The 19,987-nt window shown below is 39.6% G+C and carries 22 protein-coding genes; 15 read left to right on the top strand and 7 right to left on the bottom strand.

What is annotated here, in order from left to right:
* Positions 1-26: 26 nt before the first annotated feature.
* Positions 27-494 carry an SsrA-binding protein SmpB gene (gene smpB / locus FC64_RS03390; RefSeq protein ID WP_057906548.1) on the top strand — a complete coding sequence of 156 codons (468 nt, stop codon included), beginning with the start codon at positions 27-29 and terminating at the stop codon, positions 492-494.
* Between the two features lie 36 nt (positions 495-530).
* Here smpB and FC64_RS03385 read toward each other — a convergent pair whose 3' ends face one another.
* The gene (locus FC64_RS03385; protein ID WP_057906547.1) at positions 531-1,064 is read right to left on the bottom strand and encodes a hypothetical protein; all 534 of its coding nucleotides are present in this window, start codon (positions 1,062-1,064) and stop codon (positions 531-533) included.
* Between the two features lie 27 nt (positions 1,065-1,091).
* On the bottom strand, positions 1,092-1,958 hold the full coding sequence (locus tag FC64_RS03380) for a Cof-type HAD-IIB family hydrolase (protein ID WP_057906546.1): 867 nt from the start codon (positions 1,956-1,958) through the stop codon (positions 1,092-1,094).
* 119 nt (positions 1,959-2,077) lie between these two features.
* Between FC64_RS03380 and FC64_RS03375 the strand changes: the two genes are divergently transcribed.
* Genes FC64_RS03375 through tsaE form a run of 3 tightly spaced genes read left to right on the top strand, consistent with a single transcriptional unit; the run spans position 2,078 to position 4,261 of the window.
* Positions 2,078-2,773, top strand: a complete 696-nt coding sequence (locus FC64_RS03375) for a uracil-DNA glycosylase (RefSeq protein ID WP_057906545.1) — start codon at positions 2,078-2,080, stop codon at positions 2,771-2,773.
* Positions 2,774-2,794: 21 nt separating this feature from the next.
* Entirely contained in the window at positions 2,795-3,787 is a 993-nt protein-coding gene (gene pta / locus FC64_RS03370) for a phosphate acetyltransferase (RefSeq protein WP_057906544.1), read from the top strand.
* Positions 3,788-3,793: 6 nt separating this feature from the next.
* Positions 3,794-4,261 carry a tRNA (adenosine(37)-N6)-threonylcarbamoyltransferase complex ATPase subunit type 1 TsaE gene (gene tsaE, locus FC64_RS03365; protein WP_057906543.1) on the top strand — a complete coding sequence of 156 codons (468 nt, stop codon included), beginning with the start codon at positions 3,794-3,796 and terminating at the stop codon, positions 4,259-4,261.
* 39 nt (positions 4,262-4,300) lie between these two features.
* On the opposite strand, the gene FC64_RS03360 is transcribed toward tsaE, so the two are convergent.
* A complete protein-coding gene (locus FC64_RS03360; RefSeq protein ID WP_057906542.1) occupies positions 4,301-4,834 on the bottom strand; it encodes a 3'-5' exonuclease in 534 nt (177 codons plus the stop codon).
* Between the two features lie 150 nt (positions 4,835-4,984).
* Here FC64_RS03360 and murB point away from each other — a divergent pair, with 150 nt between their 5' ends.
* Entirely contained in the window at positions 4,985-5,890 is a 906-nt protein-coding gene (gene murB, locus FC64_RS03355; protein WP_057906541.1) for a UDP-N-acetylmuramate dehydrogenase, read from the top strand.
* Between the two features lie 161 nt (positions 5,891-6,051).
* Positions 6,052-7,407 carry a phosphoglucosamine mutase gene (gene glmM, locus FC64_RS03350; protein WP_057906553.1) on the top strand — a complete coding sequence of 452 codons (1,356 nt, stop codon included), beginning with the start codon at positions 6,052-6,054 and terminating at the stop codon, positions 7,405-7,407.
* Between the two features lie 62 nt (positions 7,408-7,469).
* Here the strand turns inward: glmM and FC64_RS03345 are convergent, their stop codons facing one another.
* Positions 7,470-8,150, bottom strand: coding sequence for a hypothetical protein (locus tag FC64_RS03345; protein ID WP_057906540.1), 681 nt, complete (start codon positions 8,148-8,150; stop codon positions 7,470-7,472).
* 262 nt (positions 8,151-8,412) lie between these two features.
* On the opposite strand from FC64_RS03345, the gene FC64_RS03340 reads away from it, so the two are divergent.
* From FC64_RS03340 to FC64_RS03320, 5 genes are all read left to right on the top strand, one after another.
* Entirely contained in the window at positions 8,413-8,940 is a 528-nt protein-coding gene (locus FC64_RS03340; RefSeq protein WP_057906539.1) for a sigma-70 RNA polymerase sigma factor region 4 domain-containing protein, read from the top strand.
* 138 nt (positions 8,941-9,078) lie between these two features.
* Positions 9,079-9,294, top strand: coding sequence for a DUF1659 domain-containing protein (locus FC64_RS03335; RefSeq protein WP_057906538.1), 216 nt, complete (start codon positions 9,079-9,081; stop codon positions 9,292-9,294).
* A 40-nt stretch (positions 9,295-9,334) separates the two neighbouring features.
* On the top strand, positions 9,335-9,562 hold the full coding sequence (locus tag FC64_RS03330; protein ID WP_057906537.1) for a DUF2922 domain-containing protein: 228 nt from the start codon (positions 9,335-9,337) through the stop codon (positions 9,560-9,562).
* Positions 9,563-9,972: 410 nt separating this feature from the next.
* Positions 9,973-11,316 carry an AbiH family protein gene (locus FC64_RS03325; protein WP_057906536.1) on the top strand — a complete coding sequence of 448 codons (1,344 nt, stop codon included), beginning with the start codon at positions 9,973-9,975 and terminating at the stop codon, positions 11,314-11,316.
* A gap of 9 nt (positions 11,317-11,325) precedes the next feature.
* Positions 11,326-12,234, top strand: a complete 909-nt coding sequence (locus FC64_RS03320; protein ID WP_057906535.1) for a restriction endonuclease — start codon at positions 11,326-11,328, stop codon at positions 12,232-12,234.
* Positions 12,235-12,322: 88 nt separating this feature from the next.
* Here FC64_RS03320 and FC64_RS07380 read toward each other — a convergent pair whose 3' ends face one another.
* Positions 12,323-12,412 (bottom strand): type I toxin-antitoxin system Fst family toxin, encoded by a 90-nt coding sequence (locus FC64_RS07380; protein ID WP_202987249.1) that lies wholly within the window; start codon positions 12,410-12,412, stop codon positions 12,323-12,325.
* Positions 12,413-12,730: 318 nt separating this feature from the next.
* Between FC64_RS07380 and FC64_RS03315 the strand changes: the two genes are divergently transcribed.
* From FC64_RS03315 to FC64_RS03300, 4 genes are read left to right on the top strand one after another with little or no spacing between them, the layout of a single operon-like run.
* A complete protein-coding gene (locus tag FC64_RS03315; protein ID WP_057906534.1) occupies positions 12,731-13,372 on the top strand; it encodes a TetR family transcriptional regulator in 642 nt (213 codons plus the stop codon).
* Positions 13,365-15,104, top strand: a complete 1,740-nt coding sequence (locus FC64_RS03310; protein WP_057906533.1) for an ABC transporter ATP-binding protein — start codon at positions 13,365-13,367, stop codon at positions 15,102-15,104. Before FC64_RS03315 ends, FC64_RS03310 begins: the two co-directional genes overlap by 8 nt.
* Positions 15,097-16,932 carry an ABC transporter ATP-binding protein gene (locus tag FC64_RS03305; protein WP_057906532.1) on the top strand — a complete coding sequence of 612 codons (1,836 nt, stop codon included), beginning with the start codon at positions 15,097-15,099 and terminating at the stop codon, positions 16,930-16,932. Before FC64_RS03310 ends, FC64_RS03305 begins: the two co-directional genes overlap by 8 nt.
* A gap of 13 nt (positions 16,933-16,945) precedes the next feature.
* Positions 16,946-17,806, top strand: coding sequence for a hypothetical protein (locus FC64_RS03300; RefSeq protein WP_057906531.1), 861 nt, complete (start codon positions 16,946-16,948; stop codon positions 17,804-17,806).
* Positions 17,807-17,878: 72 nt separating this feature from the next.
* Here FC64_RS03300 and FC64_RS03295 read toward each other — a convergent pair whose 3' ends face one another.
* Positions 17,879-18,583 carry a type 1 glutamine amidotransferase gene (locus tag FC64_RS03295; RefSeq protein ID WP_057906530.1) on the bottom strand — a complete coding sequence of 235 codons (705 nt, stop codon included), beginning with the start codon at positions 18,581-18,583 and terminating at the stop codon, positions 17,879-17,881.
* Positions 18,583-19,935 (bottom strand): Mur ligase family protein, encoded by a 1,353-nt coding sequence (locus FC64_RS03290; RefSeq protein WP_057906529.1) that lies wholly within the window; start codon positions 19,933-19,935, stop codon positions 18,583-18,585. Before FC64_RS03290 ends, FC64_RS03295 begins: the two co-directional genes overlap by 1 nt.
* Positions 19,936-19,987 lie beyond the last annotated feature (52 nt).

The raw sequence follows: 19,987 nt of genomic DNA, 5'->3' as shown, positions 1-19,987 counted from the left end.
TTATTGATGTGAAAGGGTGGTTAGCGATGAAAAAAACAAAAACGAAGGATGCACCATTAGCTCAAAATAAAAAAGCGCGGCATGACTACCAGATTCTTGAAACCCTTGAAGCTGGGTTAGTTTTAACCGGAACGGAGATCAAATCAGTGCGGGAACGCCGCATTAACCTGAAAGATGGCTTTGCCCAAATTCACAATGGCGAAGCATGGTTAATGAACGTTCACATTTCAGAGTATACGCAAGGAAACCGATTCAATCATGATCCGTTGCGGGCTCGGAAATTGCTTTTGCATAAAAAAGAGATCCAAAAGTTAACGGGGCAGACAAGTGAAAAAGGGATCACGATCGTTCCACTGAAGGTTTATTTGAAACATGGCTTTGCCAAGGTTCTTTTAGGAATTGCTAAAGGGAAGCATGATTATGATAAACGGGAAACAATCAAGAAACGTGATCAGGAACGCGAAATTCGCCGAACACTGAAAAATTATCGATAAGAAAAAACGCTGTGACGGATAAGTCACAGCGCTTTTTTACGCTAATTCATTTTGATTATGTTGCTGAAATAACTTTGTTAAATCTGGGTTCAATAGTTGTTCATCAAGTAGAGCCCAATAATTTAATAGGGCAATGATCCCGCATACGATTGATTCGTCTGCTTGGTGGTTAACTTTGATTTCAAGCAGTTTTGGAACTGTCGTTGTAATTTGGGTTTTCATTACCGGACGATAAAGTTCAAATGCACGGTATTTCAATTGCCGTTGATTTCCCCAAATCAACCAATGCATTTTTTTAAGATACAGTGGGTGATCATAATTATTGAGAATGCGCCGGAAAGTGCTAATTTGATGATGATCGCACGTGATCTCAAAGCGTTGGATCTTGCCGGCTGTCAGTTGATTAATTGCAAGCAGTTCATCGCCGTAAAGAGAATTGACAGTAATTTTGCCTAACTGATTTCCCCATTGGCCATTAACGAGATATTGAACCTGATGATTACAGTTGCGAACGATCAGCGCAGAATCATTGCGTCGAAGAGTTTCGTAATTAATATAAAGTGACCGCATTTTCACCACCAAACTTTTAACTCATTTTTATTTCCGATTTAATTCTGTCAGAATGGCTTTACCGACTCCATCGTTGATGTTTGATTCAGCCAAATGGTTGGCGATGGCCTTGACTTCGTCAGTGCCGTTTGCCATGGCATAACTGACACCGGCAGCCTTTAGCATTGAAACGTCGTTGTTGTTATCCCCAATCGCCATCACGTTATCCATCGGAATGTTCAAGGAATCTGCGTACCGTTGAAGGGCGATTCCTTTTTGCGCATTCACGTGGTTGATTTCAATGTTACGTTCGCCGGATGAAGTAACGACTAATTCTGGATTAGCGTCAAATTCAGCGCGTAACGGGTCAAGGACTTTCGGACCGTCTTGACTGAATGCGACGATTTTATAAATCGGATTATGAGGATCTTCCAAAATGTCATTATAGTCCTTTACGTATTGAATATTAACTAATTCCATTCGGGCTGAAGCTAAGCTGACAGCCAATTTAAACGGTGTATCTGGTTGAATGGATGCAAGCAGTTCAGCAAAGTTTTCGATTCGCTTTGACTTGTCGTCTGAACATACCCCGTTTTTGGTAACGACTTCAAAGTATAATCCAGCCCGTTTTAACCGCGCCATGATCTGCCGGGCAATTGATGGCGGAACGGGTGTTGAAACAACGGTCTTTCCGTTTTCGTCAAGTACTAAGCCCCCGTTGATCGAAATCATTGGGCACTTAATACCGAATTTATCAAGAAGGGGTTTAACTTCATACCAGCAACGTCCAGATGAAACGATAAAGTGAACGCCTCTTTTTTGGGCTTCCTTGATGGCGTCAGCGTTGAATTTTGAAATTGTCATTTCACCATTAAGTAATGTACCATCCATATCAGATGCAATGATTTGAATCATAAAATATACCTTCCTTTGCTTGATTACCAATATTTTAACATATATTGCAAATGGCAAAGTGAATATTTTATTTTTAGCATAATTTTAAATATGGTAAAATGTCGAAAGAGGTGACGATGATGAAAACGTTGATTCATAATGATTGGCAACAAGTTTTAGAGCCGGAATTTGAAAAACCATATTATCAACAACTTCATAATTTTTTGAAAAATGAGTATCAGCATTATCAAATCCACCCGGATATGTATCATATTTTCCAGGCATTTGAGTGGACGCCCTTTTCAAAAGTTAAAGTTGTAATCTTGGGACAAGATCCGTATCATGAACCGCATCAGGCGCATGGATTAAGTTTCTCGGTCTTACCCGGTGTTCCAGTTCCGCCATCGCTGCAAAATATTTATAAGGAACTCCAAAATGACTTAGGCATTAAACCGGTTAATCACGGTTATTTAAAAAAATGGGCCCAACAGGGAGTCCTGTTACTTAACTCGGTATTGACTGTCCGGAATGGACAGGCATTTTCACATCGTGGTAAAGGTTGGGAACAGTTGACGGATGTTGCGATTCAAAAATTATCTGAGCGGCCCAAGCCGGTGGTCTTTATTTTGTGGGGAAAAGCAGCGCAAGCGAAAGAAAAATTTATTGACCAATCACGTAATATCATCATCAAATCGGCTCATCCGAGTCCACTTTCTGCTAATCGTGGCTTTTTTGGCTCGCGTCCTTTTTCAAAAGCGAATGCGGCATTGGAAGCAATGGGGGAACAGCCAATTGATTGGCAACTTCCTGAACACGTTGATGAGTCTGATGTATAAGGGAGATAGGAGGAAAATTGAATGGATTTAATTGAAAATTTAAAGCGAAAGATCAAAGGACAAGGAATCAAGGTTGTATTCCCCGAAGGAAGCGATGAACGGATCGTAAAGGCTGCGTGCCGTTTAGCCCAAGATAATTTGGTTGATCCGATTATTTTAGGAACTCATGATGAAGTCAATGCGGTGTTAAAGGCAAGTCAAATTACGTTACCAGCAAATGCGCAGGTTATTGACCCGAAAACTTACCCGGACGATCAATTTGAAGAAATGTTAAATGCCTTCATTGAACGGCGTAACGGGAAAAATACGGTTGACGAAGGCCGTGAATGGTTGCGCAATGTTAATAATTATTTTGGAATTATGCTTGTTTATATGCACAAGGCTGACTGCATGGTTTCAGGAGCAATTAGTCCAACTGGTGATACGGTGCGGCCAGCACTTCAAATTATTAAAACGAAACCAGGCGTTTCCCGGACAAGCGGTTCATTTATTATGACCCGCAACGATGGTAAGGAAACGTATGTCTTTGCGGACTGTGCGATCAACATCAATCCGTCAGCGGAAGAATTAGCCGAAATTGCCGTTGAAAGTATCAAGACAGCCCGGTTATTCGATATTGATCCTAAAGTTGCCATGTTGAGTTTTTCAACGAAAGGTTCAGCACACTCAATGGAAGTTGAGAAGGTAATAGATGCAACCCAAATTGCCCAAAAGAAGGCACCAAACGAAATGATCGATGGTGAATTGCAATTCGATGCAGCTTTAATTCCAAGCGTTGGTGCAAGCAAAGCTCCTGGTTCACCTGTTGCAGGGCAAGCTAATGTTTTTGTTTTTCCTGATTTGCAATCTGGTAATATTGGCTATAAGATTGCACAACGGTTAGGAAACTTCACGGCAATCGGACCGATTTTACAAGGCCTTAATCAGCCAGTTTCTGATTTGTCACGTGGAGCATCTGAGGATGATGCATATCAAGTTGGAATTATTACTGCAGCCCAAACTTTAATGGAGTAATGTGAAATGTTAACGATCAAAGTTGATTCAGCAGAACAGACGCAAGCAATCGCGAAGAAAATGGGTCCGTTGTTGCAGGCTCGCGACATTCTATTGCTTGACGGTGATCTGGGGGCCGGGAAAACGACCTTCACTAAGGGACTTGCGGAAGGTCTTGGAATTCACCGCAACATTAAGAGCCCAACGTTTACGATTATCCGCGAGTACCAGCAAGGGCGCTTGCCGTTATACCACATGGACGTTTATCGGCTTGAAGAAACCGGTGGCGATGACCTTGGCCTTGAAGAATATTTTGAAGGCGATGGGGTTTCAGTTGTTGAATGGTCACAATTTGTTGGTGATGAAATTCCGGCTGATAAATTGATTATTCATTTGAAAAAAGATGATCACAATGACGATGTTCGCTACCTTGAATTTGAACCGCACGGAAAGCGGTATGAAGAATTGGTGAGTGAATTGGAAAAGCAATTGTAAAAAAAGGAGACTGCAATTTATGTTGCAGCCTCCTTTTTTCTATACACTTTGCACATATGGTTTCAGCGCTGGTGTCCCAAAATGATCAATCTGTTCAAGTAAAATGTTTGCACAGGCTTCACAATCATCAAGTGCATTGTGGTGATGCTCAAGGTTGATGTTGAGCGCATCGCAAACGGTATTTAGCCGGTAATTCGGTAATCCTTTATAAAATGCGTGGCTGGTTGCTAGTGTATCAAGGGAAAGATAATGTGGTTCTGGTAACTGATAGTGTTCCAGTGTTTTTTTGAGAACACTGTTGTCAAACCGTGCATTGTGGGCGACCACGATTTGATCCGGACCGAAGAATTGCTGAATGTGTGGCCAAAGTTCATTGAATTTTGGTGAATCAGCAACCATCTCCGGTTTGATGCCGTGAATTTGAATGTTGCGCCAGAAAAAATCTGATTCGGGTTTGATCAGTGAATATAATTCATCAACGATTTGGTTATTTTGAACAACGGTCAGTGCGAGCGAGCAGGCACTGTCACGTTTGCCGTTGGCCGTTTCAAAGTCAATTGCCACAAAGTTCATTGTTTTTGCTCCTTCAAAGATTTATTGCCATTATTGTATCATTTTATTGCAGAATATTTACGATAAAAATGTTAAAATGAAAAAGCAAGCAAATTCAAGCAGAATTGTGAAGATTTGATTTGAATCAAATTGAGGTGTGAGGGTTTTAATATGGATTTTGAAAAGTTAACAGTAAAAAAAGAATTACAAGGAATCGAAGTTCAGTTTGATGAACCGCTCGCAAATTATACCAATACCTGTACGGGAGGTCCAGCTGATATTTTAGCGTTGCCAGCTTCAATTCAGGAAGTGAAGCGCGTAATTGACTGGACGAATCAAAAAAATGTGCCGTTGACGGTCATCGGCAATGCCAGCAACTTGATCGTTAAAAACGGCGGAATTCGCGGCATGGTTATGATTTTGACAAAGTTAGACCGGATCAAGTTATTAGCAAATCAAATTATTGCACAGTCCGGGGCTTTATTGATCGATGTTGCGCAAAAGGCAAGTGAAGCCAGTTTAAGCGGTATGGAACCTTTATCAGGAATTCCAGGCAGTGTCGGTGGGGCGGTCTTCATGAACGCTGGTGCATACGGTGGCGAAATTGCACAGGTTGTCAAATCGGTTGAAGTAATCACTCGTCAAGGTGAATTAAAGACTTATCGCGGCAATGAATTACGTTTTGGTTACCGCCACAGCCGGTTGCAAGATGAAGATGAGATCGTTTTACAAGCCACCTTTTCATTGAAAGCCGGCAATCAAGAAGAAATCATCAACGCAATGCGGGAATACAGTTTCTTGCGGGCTTCCAAGCAACCGCTTGAATATCCGTCATGTGGAAGTGTCTTCAAACGGCCAGTGGGACACTATACTGGAAAATTAATTCACGATGCAGGACTTCAAGGTTTCCAAATCGGCGGCGCGCAAGTTTCAAAGAAGCACGCCGGCTTTATCGTTAACGTTGATCATGCGACCGCAACGGATTACATGGATGTGATTCATCACATTCAACGAACGATCAAGGAAAAGTTTGACGTTGAACTTGAAACCGAAGTGCGAATTATCGGTGAAGATTAAGCCATCATGATTTAATGAAAGTTAATCATTTATAAGAGTTTATGATAGAATATTACTATTATGAGCTCTTTTGTTTTAATAAAATGTAAAAAACATTAGTGGTCAACATGATATAATAATTACATTAGTTACTAATATGAAATGAGGAAAATACGATGAAATTGAAGTATTTCGGAACAGATGGCGTTCGGGGCATTGCAAATGAATCATTGAGCCCTGAATTAGCATTTAAATTGGGCCGTTGCGGCGGTTATGTGTTGACGCAACATGCTACCAATAAGGAACGAGCACCACGGGTTTTAGTAGCACGTGATACCCGAATCTCAGGCCAAATGCTTGAACACGCATTGATTGCCGGATTACTTTCAGTTGGAATTGAAGTGTTCGACTTGGGCGTAATCACAACTCCGGGAGTAGCATACTTGGTTCGCTTGCAAGATGCTGACGCCGGGGTCATGATTTCAGCTTCACACAACCCGGTTCAAGATAACGGAATTAAGTTCTTCGGCGGCGACGGCTATAAGTTGTCCGATGAAAAGGAAGCCGAAATTGAAGCTTTGCTTGATAAGGATGAAGATACATTGCCACGCCCATCAGCAGAAGGTTTGGGAACAATGAGCGACTTTAAGGAAGGAACTTTGAAGTATACTCAATTCCTTGAACAAACGATTCCGGACGACTTGTCAGGAATGCACATCTGCGTTGACGGCGCAAACGGTTCAACCAGTGCATTGGTATCACGCTTATTCGCCGATTTAGGTGCGGACTTTACCACGATGGCAACTAATCCCGATGGTTTGAATATCAATAATGGAGTTGGTTCAACGCATCCGGAAGCCTTAGCGAAGTTCGTTGTCGAACAAGGAGCGCAAGCCGGTGTTGCCTTTGACGGTGACGGCGACCGGTGTATCGCCGTTGATGAATTAGGAAACATTGTTGACGGCGACAAGATCATGTACATCTGCGGAAAGTACATGAATGAACGTGGCCGGTTGAAGAAGAGCACAATTGTAACGACCGTAATGAGCAACCTTGGAATGTACAAGGCGATGGAGAAAGCCGGAATAAATTCAGTAAAAACTCAAGTCGGCGACCGGTACGTTGTTGAAGAAATGTTGAAGGACGGCTACAACCTTGGCGGTGAACAATCCGGCCACGTTGTTTTCTTAGACTTTAATACAACGGGTGACGGAATGTTGACGGCTCTTCAATTATTGAATGTCATGAAGCAAACCGGTAAGAAATTGTCTGAATTAGCCGCTGAAGTTGAAACGTATCCACAAGAATTGGTTAATGTACGGGTAACAGATAAGAAAGCCGCATTGAATAATTCTGCCATTCAAAAGGTCATTAAGGAAGTCGAAGCCAAAATGGATGGCGAAGGACGGGTATTGGTTCGTCCTTCAGGAACTGAAGACCTTTTGCGGGTAATGTGCGAAGCCAAAACACCGGAATTAGTTCATGACTATGTTATGGAAATTGTGAACGTTGTTAAACAGCAAATGGGAATTGAATAAAAGTGAAAAAGCGCTGACAGTGGAAACTGTCAGTGTTTTTTATTGTCTGCATTACCGAATTTTTATTTAATCACCCGCTTAATTTCTCGCAAACTCATCCCAAAGACTTCTTTCAAAATCTTAATTATCCGAAAGGTGCCAATTGCCCTTAAAATTTTTGATAATTCAGCATTTGAAAGGGTGGTCTCATAATGTGCGGGTAACTTGACGGTGAAGTGATACGGCAAAATGGCTTGCGCCACGCCATAGCATCGGTATGCTAGTTTTTTATTACTTTGAAAGGCTTTTTCATTTGCCTTTAAATGAAGTTCAAAATTATGTTCAGGAACGTCAATTGTAAAATGGGATTTGTCTTCTTTACGGATCGGATATTTATTAAGAAAGACCCAGCAGCCTTGATGGCGACTGGTTCCAATGGCGGGAAAAATCAAAAAGTCTTTTCCCATAATCGGTAACTGGCGGGTCCCGGAGTGGTGAACATCATAGAGATGATAGATAATGCCGTCGATGATAATTCCGCCTAAATCACTGTGCGGAGCAATGAGTTGTTTGATAAGGGCATTGGGAGTTTGATTCGTTTTAATGACCGTCCCATCATTTTGGAAAATCAAGGTTCGGAAATGTTGCTCGTGAATCTTACAGAACATGATTGTGGTGGCAGGATTAAGCGTTGCATCATAATCGACCACAACGCGGTGGGGTTTACTAAGCTGTTTGGTATTGGTGCAATATTGAAGCAGCATGGGCATAACTCCTGACTGTTTGATTAAAGGTTAATTTTTGTTAAAAATAATTACGATTTTCTATATCAACCAATTTTACTTACCGGTTAATTATTTTGTCAACATCATTCTTAATCATTCTGAAAATTAAAATCAAATTTAGTTCATCGTCTTTAAAATTAACTGCCATCTTTGCTTGTTGATCGTTATTTTTTAAACTTGGCGTATCAGTTTGGGCCAGATTGAAATTAAAGTTAAGGAGCAGTCATGACGAAAAAGTGAATTGGAGAACCAAGAAGTTATTCGCCAAGGATTTGAAGAATTATTACACGATGATTTAGTGATCTATGCGGTCTTAAAGAAATTAAATATTACTCAAGCTCATGTAAATTACGATGATTATGTTTCGGAAGCTCGCTTATTATATTTAAAAGTTTATGCAACGAATCAATTAACCGGGAAGCAGCGATTTAATTATTTTTTTACTAAAATTTACTGGGGATTATTAGATCTGCTACGCAAAGAAAGCCGCAATGCGCAGCGTGTTGAACCTGAATCCGCTGATGAGCTGATGATAATCGATAACCGGATCGATCTTGAAGCGCAGGTCGAATCAACGGAACTGTTAACAGCCATTCGCAGTCTTTGTACGGAAAAAGAATGGTTTTACGTTGAACAACGGCTGCAGGGGAAAACGATTAAGGAAATCGCCATGCAAATTGGTGTGCACCCGAATGCGTTATACCGGCGCAAACAGCGCTTGAAAAGGAAAGTCGATCATTTTTTGGAAAAAGTTGATCAAGAGGTGTGAAAAATGATAAGGGATTTCGTTAATAAAGATGTAAGGGGCGCGCGCCTTACACCAACGCAATGGACTGAAAGATCAAACTTCAATCCGATTAGTAATTGAACATGATTTTCAGTCATTTAGAAATTGGAGGAATATAAAGTGGCAGTTAAAGCAGAATGGAAGAAAACCGGAATTTATCTGGAACATGATTTAGGTGATGGTAAGATCCGCCGGCGGACATTTAACGGGGTGAATGCCGATGCGACCGCAGAGAAGATCGCTACATTTGCGGATATTATCGGAAAATTAACTGGAGAAAATGTGCTTGGAATCAAGGTAACGCGAACTGAAGAAGTTTCATCAATCAGTGAATAAAACCGTTACTACGCATTAATGAGGAAAGAAGGCATTTAATATGAAAAAATTAAACTTAGGGTTTCGTTCAGCAACGAAAAATACGGTTCATCGGTTACAACTCAGTTATGTAAAAACCGATTTAGACGCCGAAACTTTAAAAAAGTATATGGCGCAAATCGCAGCGTTAGGGATTTTCAGTGATAAGACTGGCGAAAGTGTGTTTGCTACTCCGGTTTCCGCCAGTTATGTCGATACGGAAGAAAAGGTCGTTTTTGCTGAAAAATAATTTGTAAATAAGGTGAGAGGTTCTGCTGAAAGTTAGAACCTCTTTTATGTTGCTTTCTTGGCTTGATAATGACTCCAGTCAGAAAAATGATTACTGATGTACTTTGCGCTGATCAGTGGCTAGTAAATAAAATAGGAGACAATATTGAAGTTATTTTGTTGCCTAAAAATTTAGTCCGATTTAATGGTAATCAGAGTTATAAGGTTATCCCTTTTACCTTTAATATGTGGAAAGTGTCATTAGAAATTATTTAGATCTTTTCAGTCAAGATTTTAAGGATTATGAAGAAATGTTAGAGACAATTCTTTTTTATAAGTAGGGACTATTTTTTAGTCACAATCACGCATGGCTATATATTTCTGCTTATCTCCTGTTATATATTGTATAGGTGTAAGGAAAGGATGTATGAAATGGTAAGTCAACTAATAATTATAGGAAATGGTTTTGATATACATTGTGGATTAAAATCTAAGTTTAGCGACTATTTTGATAAAAATAAGCCTAAAAATGATAGCGATAAAATGTTTTTTAATAGGGCGGTATCTTCATTACCTTCAATAAAAAATTCTTATTTCTTTAAACAGCAATCTTTTTGGGATATTTATTTTAGACTGTTATCAACTATTGAAATAAAAGATTGGGCTGACGTGGAAAAGCAAATCATCATCTTTTTAACTCATGGTGCTAAATCATATGATTTACTTGATTTAATGAGTCTTAAATTTTTGGAAAGAATTATAAAGCCTTATGAGTCAGAGTATGACTTTTCCAGAATAAAACAATCAATTGGAGGTGAAATGGATAGTATTAAAAGAAAAAATACATCAGCAGCATGGGCCTCTATTTCTGACGTAGCAGAAAAATTAAATATATGTATGGATTCTAAAACCAAAAATAATAATGATGGACTGATGAGTATTCAAAAAGCAATATATAATTATATGATTGATACAGGTGATGCTATTTCTAACGATTTTTGCCAAAAAAGTTTGATTAATACTTATAAAGCATTTCTATATGATTTTTTATTCAAAGAATTACAAGCCTTTGAGAGTAACTTAAAGGGATATTTAAATAATTTATTTAAAACAGAAAATGTAGTTAAAGTAGAAAATAATGGATCGATATCTTCAGTTTCTAAAAGTCCAGAAGGAAAAATAACGAAATATATGAAGTCGTTTCAAGATTGCTTAAGGAAAATATCTAAAAATAGTTATTATAATTTATTATCATTTAATTATACGTATCCAATTGAAATTTATGGTGTATACTCGGGAGGTATGGGAATAGAGACTGTACCAAATGTAAGAAGAATTAATTTAGATAAGTGTAATTGTTATACAAATATACATGGCAGTTTGGATAAAGACATTATTATAGGAATTGATGAAAAAGGAATAGACGAAAATGATATTTTGTATAGATTCACAAAAACATATCGTTTATTTGAATTGGATAATAAAGAGTCTTGTTTAGATAAGAATATTAAACATATTAAGTTTTATGGTCATTCATTAGCAGCTGCTGATTATTCATATTTCCAGTCAATATTTGATTTTTATGATATTTATAATAGTGATGTTGATTTAACATTTTATTATTCGGACTATGATGGAAATCAAAGGCATGTAAACGTTGATAGAGTTGTAAAATTAATTAAAGCTTATGGGAATACGTTAGATAATAAAGATCACGGAAAGAATCTATTACATAAAATGAAATTAGAAAATAGATTGCTAATAAAAGAATTATAGGAGAATATAATGAAAAAATTTATAAAAATGAAAAGAAAAGAGCAGGAAGCCTTTCTAATGTTTCCGATTTTAAAAGAATTAAAGAATGTTGGCGGTCAAATTACAACGAAAGAATTGCGTAAATTAGTTGTAATGAATACTGAAGAAATTCCAGAAAATATTTTATCTGAAACTAAAGTGTCTGCTAAAGGGCGTACATATATTCCATTTAATTTTCCGTTTAATTTTGCATTAACTAATATGGAAATGGCAGGCTTTTTAAAACGTCCTAAACGTGGAGTGGTTGAATTAACAGAAAAGGGTAGAATTTGCGATTTAGAGCGACAAGATTTAGTTGATCAGGTTTACAAACTTTCTTTACCGGAGTGGGATAAAAGGACTAAAAATAAAGAGCAAAGGGAAGAAATAATTGAGGATTCTCAAGAGAATTCAAATAATGACGATTTTGAAGAAACTTGGCGTTTAGAGTTGCTAACAGCTTTAAATAATCTTTCACCAACTAAATTTGAACTATTTTGTAGAGCTTTGATGAAGAAAATGAATATTGAAGTTGATGAAGAAAAAGGAGTTGTTCCAGTTGGTGATGGTGGAATAGATGGTTATGGATATTTAACGACTGATGATTTTCGAACTACAAGGGTTGCTATTCAAGCTAAAAAATGGAATTCAAATAATTTAGTTTCTTCACCTGAAATAGATAAATTTAGAGGTGCAATGGATAAATTTAGAGCAGATTATGGAATATTTATTACAACTTCATCATTCACAAGAGGGGCAAAAAAGGCGTCGAGAACAGGAACTTCTGTGATTACTTTAATTGATGGAGATCATCTTATTGATTTAATTGCAAAATATGAACTATTTGTGGAGCCTATAACAATTTATAAACTTGGTGAATTTTTTGAGGGGGATCATTAAAAGGATACAAATCTTAAAAAATACGCCCAGCAAGTTGTCTAAGCTTACTAGACGATTACGTTACATGCGCGTGATAGATAGCAACTCGTTATCGCTTGTTAATCCACCACGTAAATAACGCTGTGCCGCACCCAACAAGTAATGGTGCAATAATGTTTTGTAAGGTAAATTGTATCATATGACTTCACACCTCCTCTCAGAGGCAGTTGCCAAAGTCATTGTATCATTAGTTGTATTATATTTTCTATATGTTATACTGAGTGTGTAAGATAAATTGTATTAGAAGTCATATGACTTCCAAACCTAACTGTGCCTGTCTAACCAGTTAGGCTTTTTTTTATGCTAAGTAAAATATTCTAAAAGGTATTTTGATAAGGTTGAGCCGTAAAGCTCAGCCTTTTTGTTTTGCAATTTAATTTGACATTCAAAGTCAAAAACACTAATATGACATATTGTCATATGACAACGTGTCATATAGTTAGAAAGGAATCGAATCATGCCTAAGCAAACGTTTCTTAACCTTCCGCAAGAAAAGCAGCAGCGCTTACTGAGTGCCGGTTTTGAGGAATTTTCACGGGTTCCGGCAATGGAAGCATCGATCAGTAACATTATTAAACTGGCTGCGATTCCCCGCGGAAGTTTTTATCAATATTTTGAAGATAAGTTTGATTTACAAGCTTATTTAGTAATGCAATTTTCGCAAAAGTGGAATCAAACATGGCATACGCTTCTGCAACGCCATCAGGGCGATTTTTTTGCTGCCGTTCCGCCGTTGTTTAAAGAAATTTTGGATATGATGACGGATAAGAAAAATTATGCATTTTGGAAAAATACTTTTTTTCAACTCCGAAACTCGAAGGAAATGCGTAAGACGCTTCATCAACAACGATGTTCAAAGCATAATGACGACCGGGAATTGATCGATCAGCACAAATTGCGGATCGAACTAACTAAACGGAATTATCTTTTGCTAAAACGCCAGATTACAACCATGATGATTCAGTCCATCAGTATGTATTTCATGGCGGAACATTTAAAAATTGACGATCCATATCACGAAGCGATCCAAGGGTTTAACACGTTGTTGAATTGGCTTCAATATGGGATTCAAGCTGAAGGAGGAAATCAGGATGCTTAATTTATTGAAACAGCGGTTACCGAAATCAAAAGTGATTGGGGCAACGCTTTTCATGGCCATTCAGGTAATGACGACTTTGTATCTGCCAACGCTGACTTCGAACATTGTGAATAATGGGGTAGCGAAAGGCGATGTGCATTATATTTGGACGGTTGGAATTCAAATGATGGTCTTTTCGCTGATCAGCGTTGCGGCGGCGGCCTTTAATGTTTATTTTTCAGCGAAAGGGTCGCAAAAATTAGGACAACGGTTGCGCAGCGACGTATACCGCAAAGTCATTAATTATTCGCATGATGAGATGAAACAGATCGGAACGTCATCATTGGTTACGCGAACCACGAACGACATCATGCAGATTCAAAATGTGACGTTGATGTTTTTACGGATGATGTTAATGGCGCCGCTGATGTTGATCGGGGCAAGTATTTTAGCTTATCGCCGCAGTGCCACGCTGACCATGATTTTTATCGTTGTTTTGCCGTTGATTGCAGTCATTATGGCGTTAGTAATTCGGTTTGCTGGCCCATTATTTTTTGCGATGCAGAAGAAAACAGACCGGGTCAACCAAGTTTTCCGTGAAGGCTTAACGGGTGTTCGGGTCATTCGGGCCTTCCGTCAAGACGAACTTGAACAGCAACGCTTCGACGAAGTCAACCAGGACTATACTCACAATGCGATCAAGGTTTATAACATTACTGGTTTGATGATGCCATTGATGACCTTGATCATGAGCGCCACCAACGTGGTAATTACCTACTGGGGTAGTCATTTGATTGCCTTTCAAGCCACCCAAGTCGGGAACATGATTGCCTTTATTACCTATGCGGCACAAATTTTGATGAGTTTTACGATGTTATCAATGGTTTTCGTAATGGTTCCCCGGGCGCAAGCTTCTGCTAAACGGTTGAACCAAGTTTTGAACATGACGACTCCGATCGCGGACGCGAAGGATCCGCAAGCACTAAATGAACCAGCAGCATTGGAGTTTGACCATGTTGCCTTTCGCTATGCGGATGCGCAAAAGGATGCTCTTGAAGGGGTCAACTTTAAGCTGCATGCTGGGCAAACATTGGCAATCATTGGTGGAACCGGTTCAGGAAAATCAACGTTGATCAATTTGATTCCACGGTTTTATGATGCAACACAAGGTGAAGTCAAAGTTGATGGCGTTGATGTCCGGAACACGACGTTGCAAGCCATTCACCAAGCCGTTTCATTTGTCCCGCAAAAAGCGAACCTGTTTGAAGGAACGTTGCGAGCAAACATGCAGTTCGGTGATGCCAAGGCAACCGATGAACAGATTTGGCACGCCATTGAGATTGCTCAAGCCAGTGATTTTGTGAAAGAACTGGACGGGCAGCTTGATGCCCACGTTGAACAGGGCGGTGCCAACTTCTCTGGCGGGCAACGGCAACGGTTAGCGATTGCTCGGGCATTAGTTAAGCAAGCTTCGATCTATGTTTTTGATGATTCATTTTCAGCGTTAGACTTTAAAACGGATGCGAAATTACGCGCGGCCTTGAAAGCTGATCAGGAAATTCAAAAACGGATTGTGGTCATCGTTGGTCAGCGGGTATCAACGATTGCCGATGCCGACTTGATTTTAGTGCTTGATAAAGGAAAGGTCGTTGGTCAAGGGACTCATCAGGAGTTGCTTGCTACTAATAAGGTTTATCAATCAATCGTGAACTCTCAGATTCGGGAATCAAAGGAGGGTGATCAAAATGCCTAAACGAAATCGCGGACCAATTGAAAAACCGCAACATTTCTGGAAGACAACGTGGCGCTTATTAAAGTATATGAAAAACCAGCTTGTCGCAATCTTAATTACAATGGCTTTAGCGATTACTGCTCAAGTCTTGCAGATTCGAACGCCGAAAATTTTAGGACAAGCAACGACCGCGATTTTTGAAGGGGTCATGAAGGGAACCGCGATGCAGAAAGCCGGGATCGCAATGCATCGTTGGCCAATTGATTTTCACAAAATCGGTCACATTTTGATGATTGTAATGGCAATGTATATTGGTTCAGCGGTTCTAACCTTTATTCAACGGGTCATCATGAACTATATGTCACAACATACGGTATACAGTATGCGCAAGCAATTAAAACATAAAATGATGACGGTGCCGGTTAATTTTTATGACACCCATTCAAATGGTGACATTATCAGTACAGCAATTAATGATATGGACAACATCTCATCAACTTTGCAACAAAGCTTGATGCAGTTAGTAACCTCGGTTGTTCAATTGGTTGGAACTTTATGGCTGATGTTGACGATCAGTTGGAAGTTAACCCTGATCATCGTTTGTTCAGTTCCATTGAGTATGATCTGTATTGGGATTATTGCTCCCCAATCGCAGAAAAATTTCGGGGCCCAACAAAAGCACCTTGGAATTTTAAATGGGGCAATCGAAGAAAACTATGCTGGGCAAAATGTGATTAAAAGTTTTAACCGCGAGCAAAAAACAATTGATGATTTCGAAAAGGAAAATGAGGCTTTATACCAAGCATCATGGCGGGCCCAAATGGCTTCCGGAATCATGATGCCGTTGATGTCATTTATCAGTAACTTAACGTATGTTTGTGTAGCGATTGTTGGCGGCATTCAAGTTACAAACGGTCAGATTTCCTTGGGGAATGTACAAGCAATGTTGCAGTATACAACCAACTTTTCACAACCAATTTCTCAATTAGCCAACTTAGCCAACACCATTCAATTAACGATTGCATCAGCTGAACGGGTCTTTGGTGTTTTAGACGAACCTGACATGCAGGAAACGAAGTCTGGCTTGCCAGTTGAAAAGCACCCAGATGGTTTAATTGAATTTGAACATGTCAAATTCGGTTATGATAATGCACCAATTTTAATGAAAGATTATAACTTAACGGTTAAGAAAGGACACATGACGGCGATCGTTGGCCCAACTGGTGCCGGGAAAACAACGATCATCAACCTGCTTGAACGGTTTTATGACATTAAAGGCGGTTCAATTCGGTTAAATGGGGTCGATACCCGTGATATGACCCGTGAAGAATTACGTTCTCATTTTGCGATGGTTTTACAAGATACCTGGCTATTTTCGGGAACGATCTGGGATAATTTGAAGTACGGTCGCGAAGATGCAACGGATGAAGAAGTTCTTGCGGCAGCTAAAGCAGCCCATGTGGATGATTTTGTGGAACAATTGCCGAATGGTTATCAAACGATTTTGGACGAATCGGCATCTAATATTTCACAAGGACAACGGCAATTGTTGACCATTGCCCGGGCATTTGTGGCTGATCCTGAAATTTTAATTTTGGATGAAGCCACCTCAAGTGTTGATACGCGAACTGAATTACAGATTCAACATGCTATGAACAAGTTGCTTGAAGGCCGGACGAGTTTTGTGGTTGCGCACCGGTTATCAACAATTCAGGATGCGGATAACATTATTGTGATGAATCACGGGTCAATTGTGGAAACCGGAACGCATAATGAGTTATTGGCGCAAAATGGTTTCTATGCTGATTTGTATAATTCACAATTTGAAGGCAACGTTGAAATGGATTAGGAGGAATGGACAAATGCACAAGAAATTAGGAATAATTTTAACCGCGGGACTCTCATTGCTTCTAACCGGATGCAGCAAGGTTAGTTTATCAACAACCGCAAAAACATATTCACCGGATGGAATGGTGGCCGTCGTCAAAGGGCATACCGCTAATCATAATACTGTTACTTATCAAATTGATAACGGCGTAAAGCATTCCGTAAAAGTGCATGATAAAACATTTGTAATTCAAGTACCTGCAAGCAATCGGGAACAAAAAGTAAAACTTACGGCTTCTGCTGGAAATAAGCAACAGCAGCAAACAGTAAAGGTGAAGGCGGTTAAAAGTCTTGGAAATTACCAGCAGGTTGTGCAAAAGTACAATCAAATGGTGGTAATGAGTAAGTTATCCTCACAAGAAATTCAAACATTAAAGGCAGCGTCGACTTTGAAAAAGGCACTAAGTTCACCGGATCCCCAACTGATGCAACAGATAAAGCAGGCGCAACAGGTTGAACAAAAGGTTCAGCAGTTGCAATCCACAACAAAAAGTGAACAACTTCCGGTGCAGTTAAACGGAATTCACAATGTCGTGGATAATTCAGCTTATACGTTGCGGTTGAACGTGCAAAATGGGGACTTGATGGGGGTTACAATGATGATTCCGGTCAAAAGCTTTAAGAACAAAGCTCAGGCTCAGCAATTCGGTACGGCATTTGCGCTTTTCAGTCAAGCACTTGGTGCCAATGGAAAGCAGGTCATGCATGAATTTGAAAGTAAGACGAAGGATCAGGATAAAACCCAGACAACGTCGAAAACGATTATTGATCATGGCGTGAAGTATTCAATTGGTTTTTCCACAACTAAATTATATGTGTATATTACGAAGGCATAGCAAAATATTAACAATAAATTGTTGATTTGGTGAATAAAAAAGAGGTTGAGATTTATATCTCAACCTCTTTTTCTAATATGTTGGTTTAATTTCTAACGCTTCTTGTTGACTAAAGTCAGCGTCCGGATATTTATTTTTCAATGCTAGTAATAAGAAACGTTTTGCAAGGTTTCCGTTCCGGGCAAGAACTGGTCCATGGAAATATGTTCCAAAGACATTTTTATAAATAGCACCTTCGGAACCATCTTGACCATTATTCCCGTGACCTTCAATCACTTTTCCTAAAGGACGTTCGCCTTCGCCGAGGAAAGTCATACCATTGTGATTTTCAAACCCGTGATATTCTTCGCCGGTTTCTTCATTTCGAATACGAATATCGCCAATAAATCGATTATTGACTTGCGTTTCAGTCCGGTGTGGTAAAGCACCCACACCAGGGATTTTTTTTCCGTCTGCACCAATATAATATTGACCAAGCAGTTGATAACCGCCGCAAACCGCAAGCATTGGTTTGTCATCGTTGATGAACTTTTTGATGGCCGCTGCTTTATTTGGCAAATCCCGTGAAACGATCGTTTGTTCATAATCTTGACCGCCACCAAAAAGGGCAAAGTCGAATTTATCCGGGTCAAAGTCATCATCTAAAGAAATGATTTGAACGTCAATATCGGTATCCATTTGTTTGGCATAGTATTTCAAAACCAAAATATTGCCAATGTCACTGTAAGTATTGAGCAAATCACCATAGAGGTGGGCTAAATTCAAATGATATTGCATTATTCCATTCCTCCTTTGATGTAACCTTCATCAGCAAGCATCTTCCGTAATTGCAACATTGCGGTGTAGGTTGCCAAAACGTAAACGTGTTTTGTCGGCATTTGTTTGATATAGTTGACCGCTTCTTTTAATTCTGGCCGTTGGGCAAAATGTTCTTCCGGAACCCCGGCAACGCGCATCCGGAAAGTGATGTCCTTATATCGTTCACCACCAGTCAACACTGATGGAATGTGGTCAAATGGTAATTCTTCAAAACTGCCGTCCCAAATCCAACTGGTGTCGATTCCGTCAGCGTAGTTGGCATTTAATAGGAATGCTAGTGAGAACGGATTCTTGTCCGTTTTGATCATTTGCAATACCTGGTCAAGGCCAACCGGATTTTTAACAAGGATGATTGTCACGTCTTTATCCCCAACGTGGACAACTTCTTGTCGGCCGAAGATGTTTTTATCATCAGCGCCCAGGGCCTTCGTGATTTCGTGCGGCAACAAACCAAATTTAGCTCCAACAGAATATGCAGCTAGCGCATTGTAGATGTTATACGTTCCGCCAATGTGAAGTGTAAATTCGTGATCATCGATTTTAACGGTCGATGATTGTGGCGTTTGATCCATAATTTGATTCATCCGGTATGTTAATTCCGGCCGCTCAAATCCACAGTGGGGACAGAAATATTTTCCCAAGTTGCCATAGCTGCGACTGTAATAATGAAGAATGTGATCGCAATTTGGACATAAAACCCCATCCGTATTGGCTGGTGCTTTTTGGTCTTGATCCGGTTGGTTATCAAATCCAAAGTAAACAACTTGGTTTGGCAAATCCTGCAGGTTGTGGAATAATGGTTCGTCACCGTTCGCGATAATCTTAGCTTGCGGGTGCAGTTTGATTCCTTGAAGGATCTTATTGTATGTGGTGTAAATTTCGCCAAACCGGTCGAGCTGATCCCGGAAAATGTTCGTTAAAACGAAAGCGGTTGGGGCAACGTACTTTGAAATAATCGGCACGTTAGCTTCGTCTGTTTCCAAAACAGCGATTTTTTTACCGTTCTTGACTTTTTTAGCAGATAAAAATGTGCTGACGATTCCCTGTTTCATATTTGAACCGCTCGGGTTGGTCAAAATTTCCGGATATTTTTGTTTAAGAACTTTAACCGTGAGGGCCGTTGTCAGGGTCTTCCCGTTGGTTCCGGTAACGATCACGATTTCGTAATCCTTTGCTAATTCTTTCAAAACATCTGGATCAATTGCAAGGGTGATCTTACCTGGAAGCGATGTTCCACCATGCATTACATTATGCAAAAACCAATAAGAAGATTTTCCGGCAGCAATTGCCAATTTACTTTTAAGTGCCATTGATCTATCTCCTAAAATTAAAATACTATTTGCATTTTATCATAGTAGAATC

This window comes from Ligilactobacillus araffinosus DSM 20653 (assembly GCF_001435375.1).
GTDB classification, from domain to species: domain Bacteria; phylum Bacillota; class Bacilli; order Lactobacillales; family Lactobacillaceae; genus Ligilactobacillus; species Ligilactobacillus araffinosus.
This window is presented reverse-complemented; position numbering and strand designations above follow the sequence as displayed.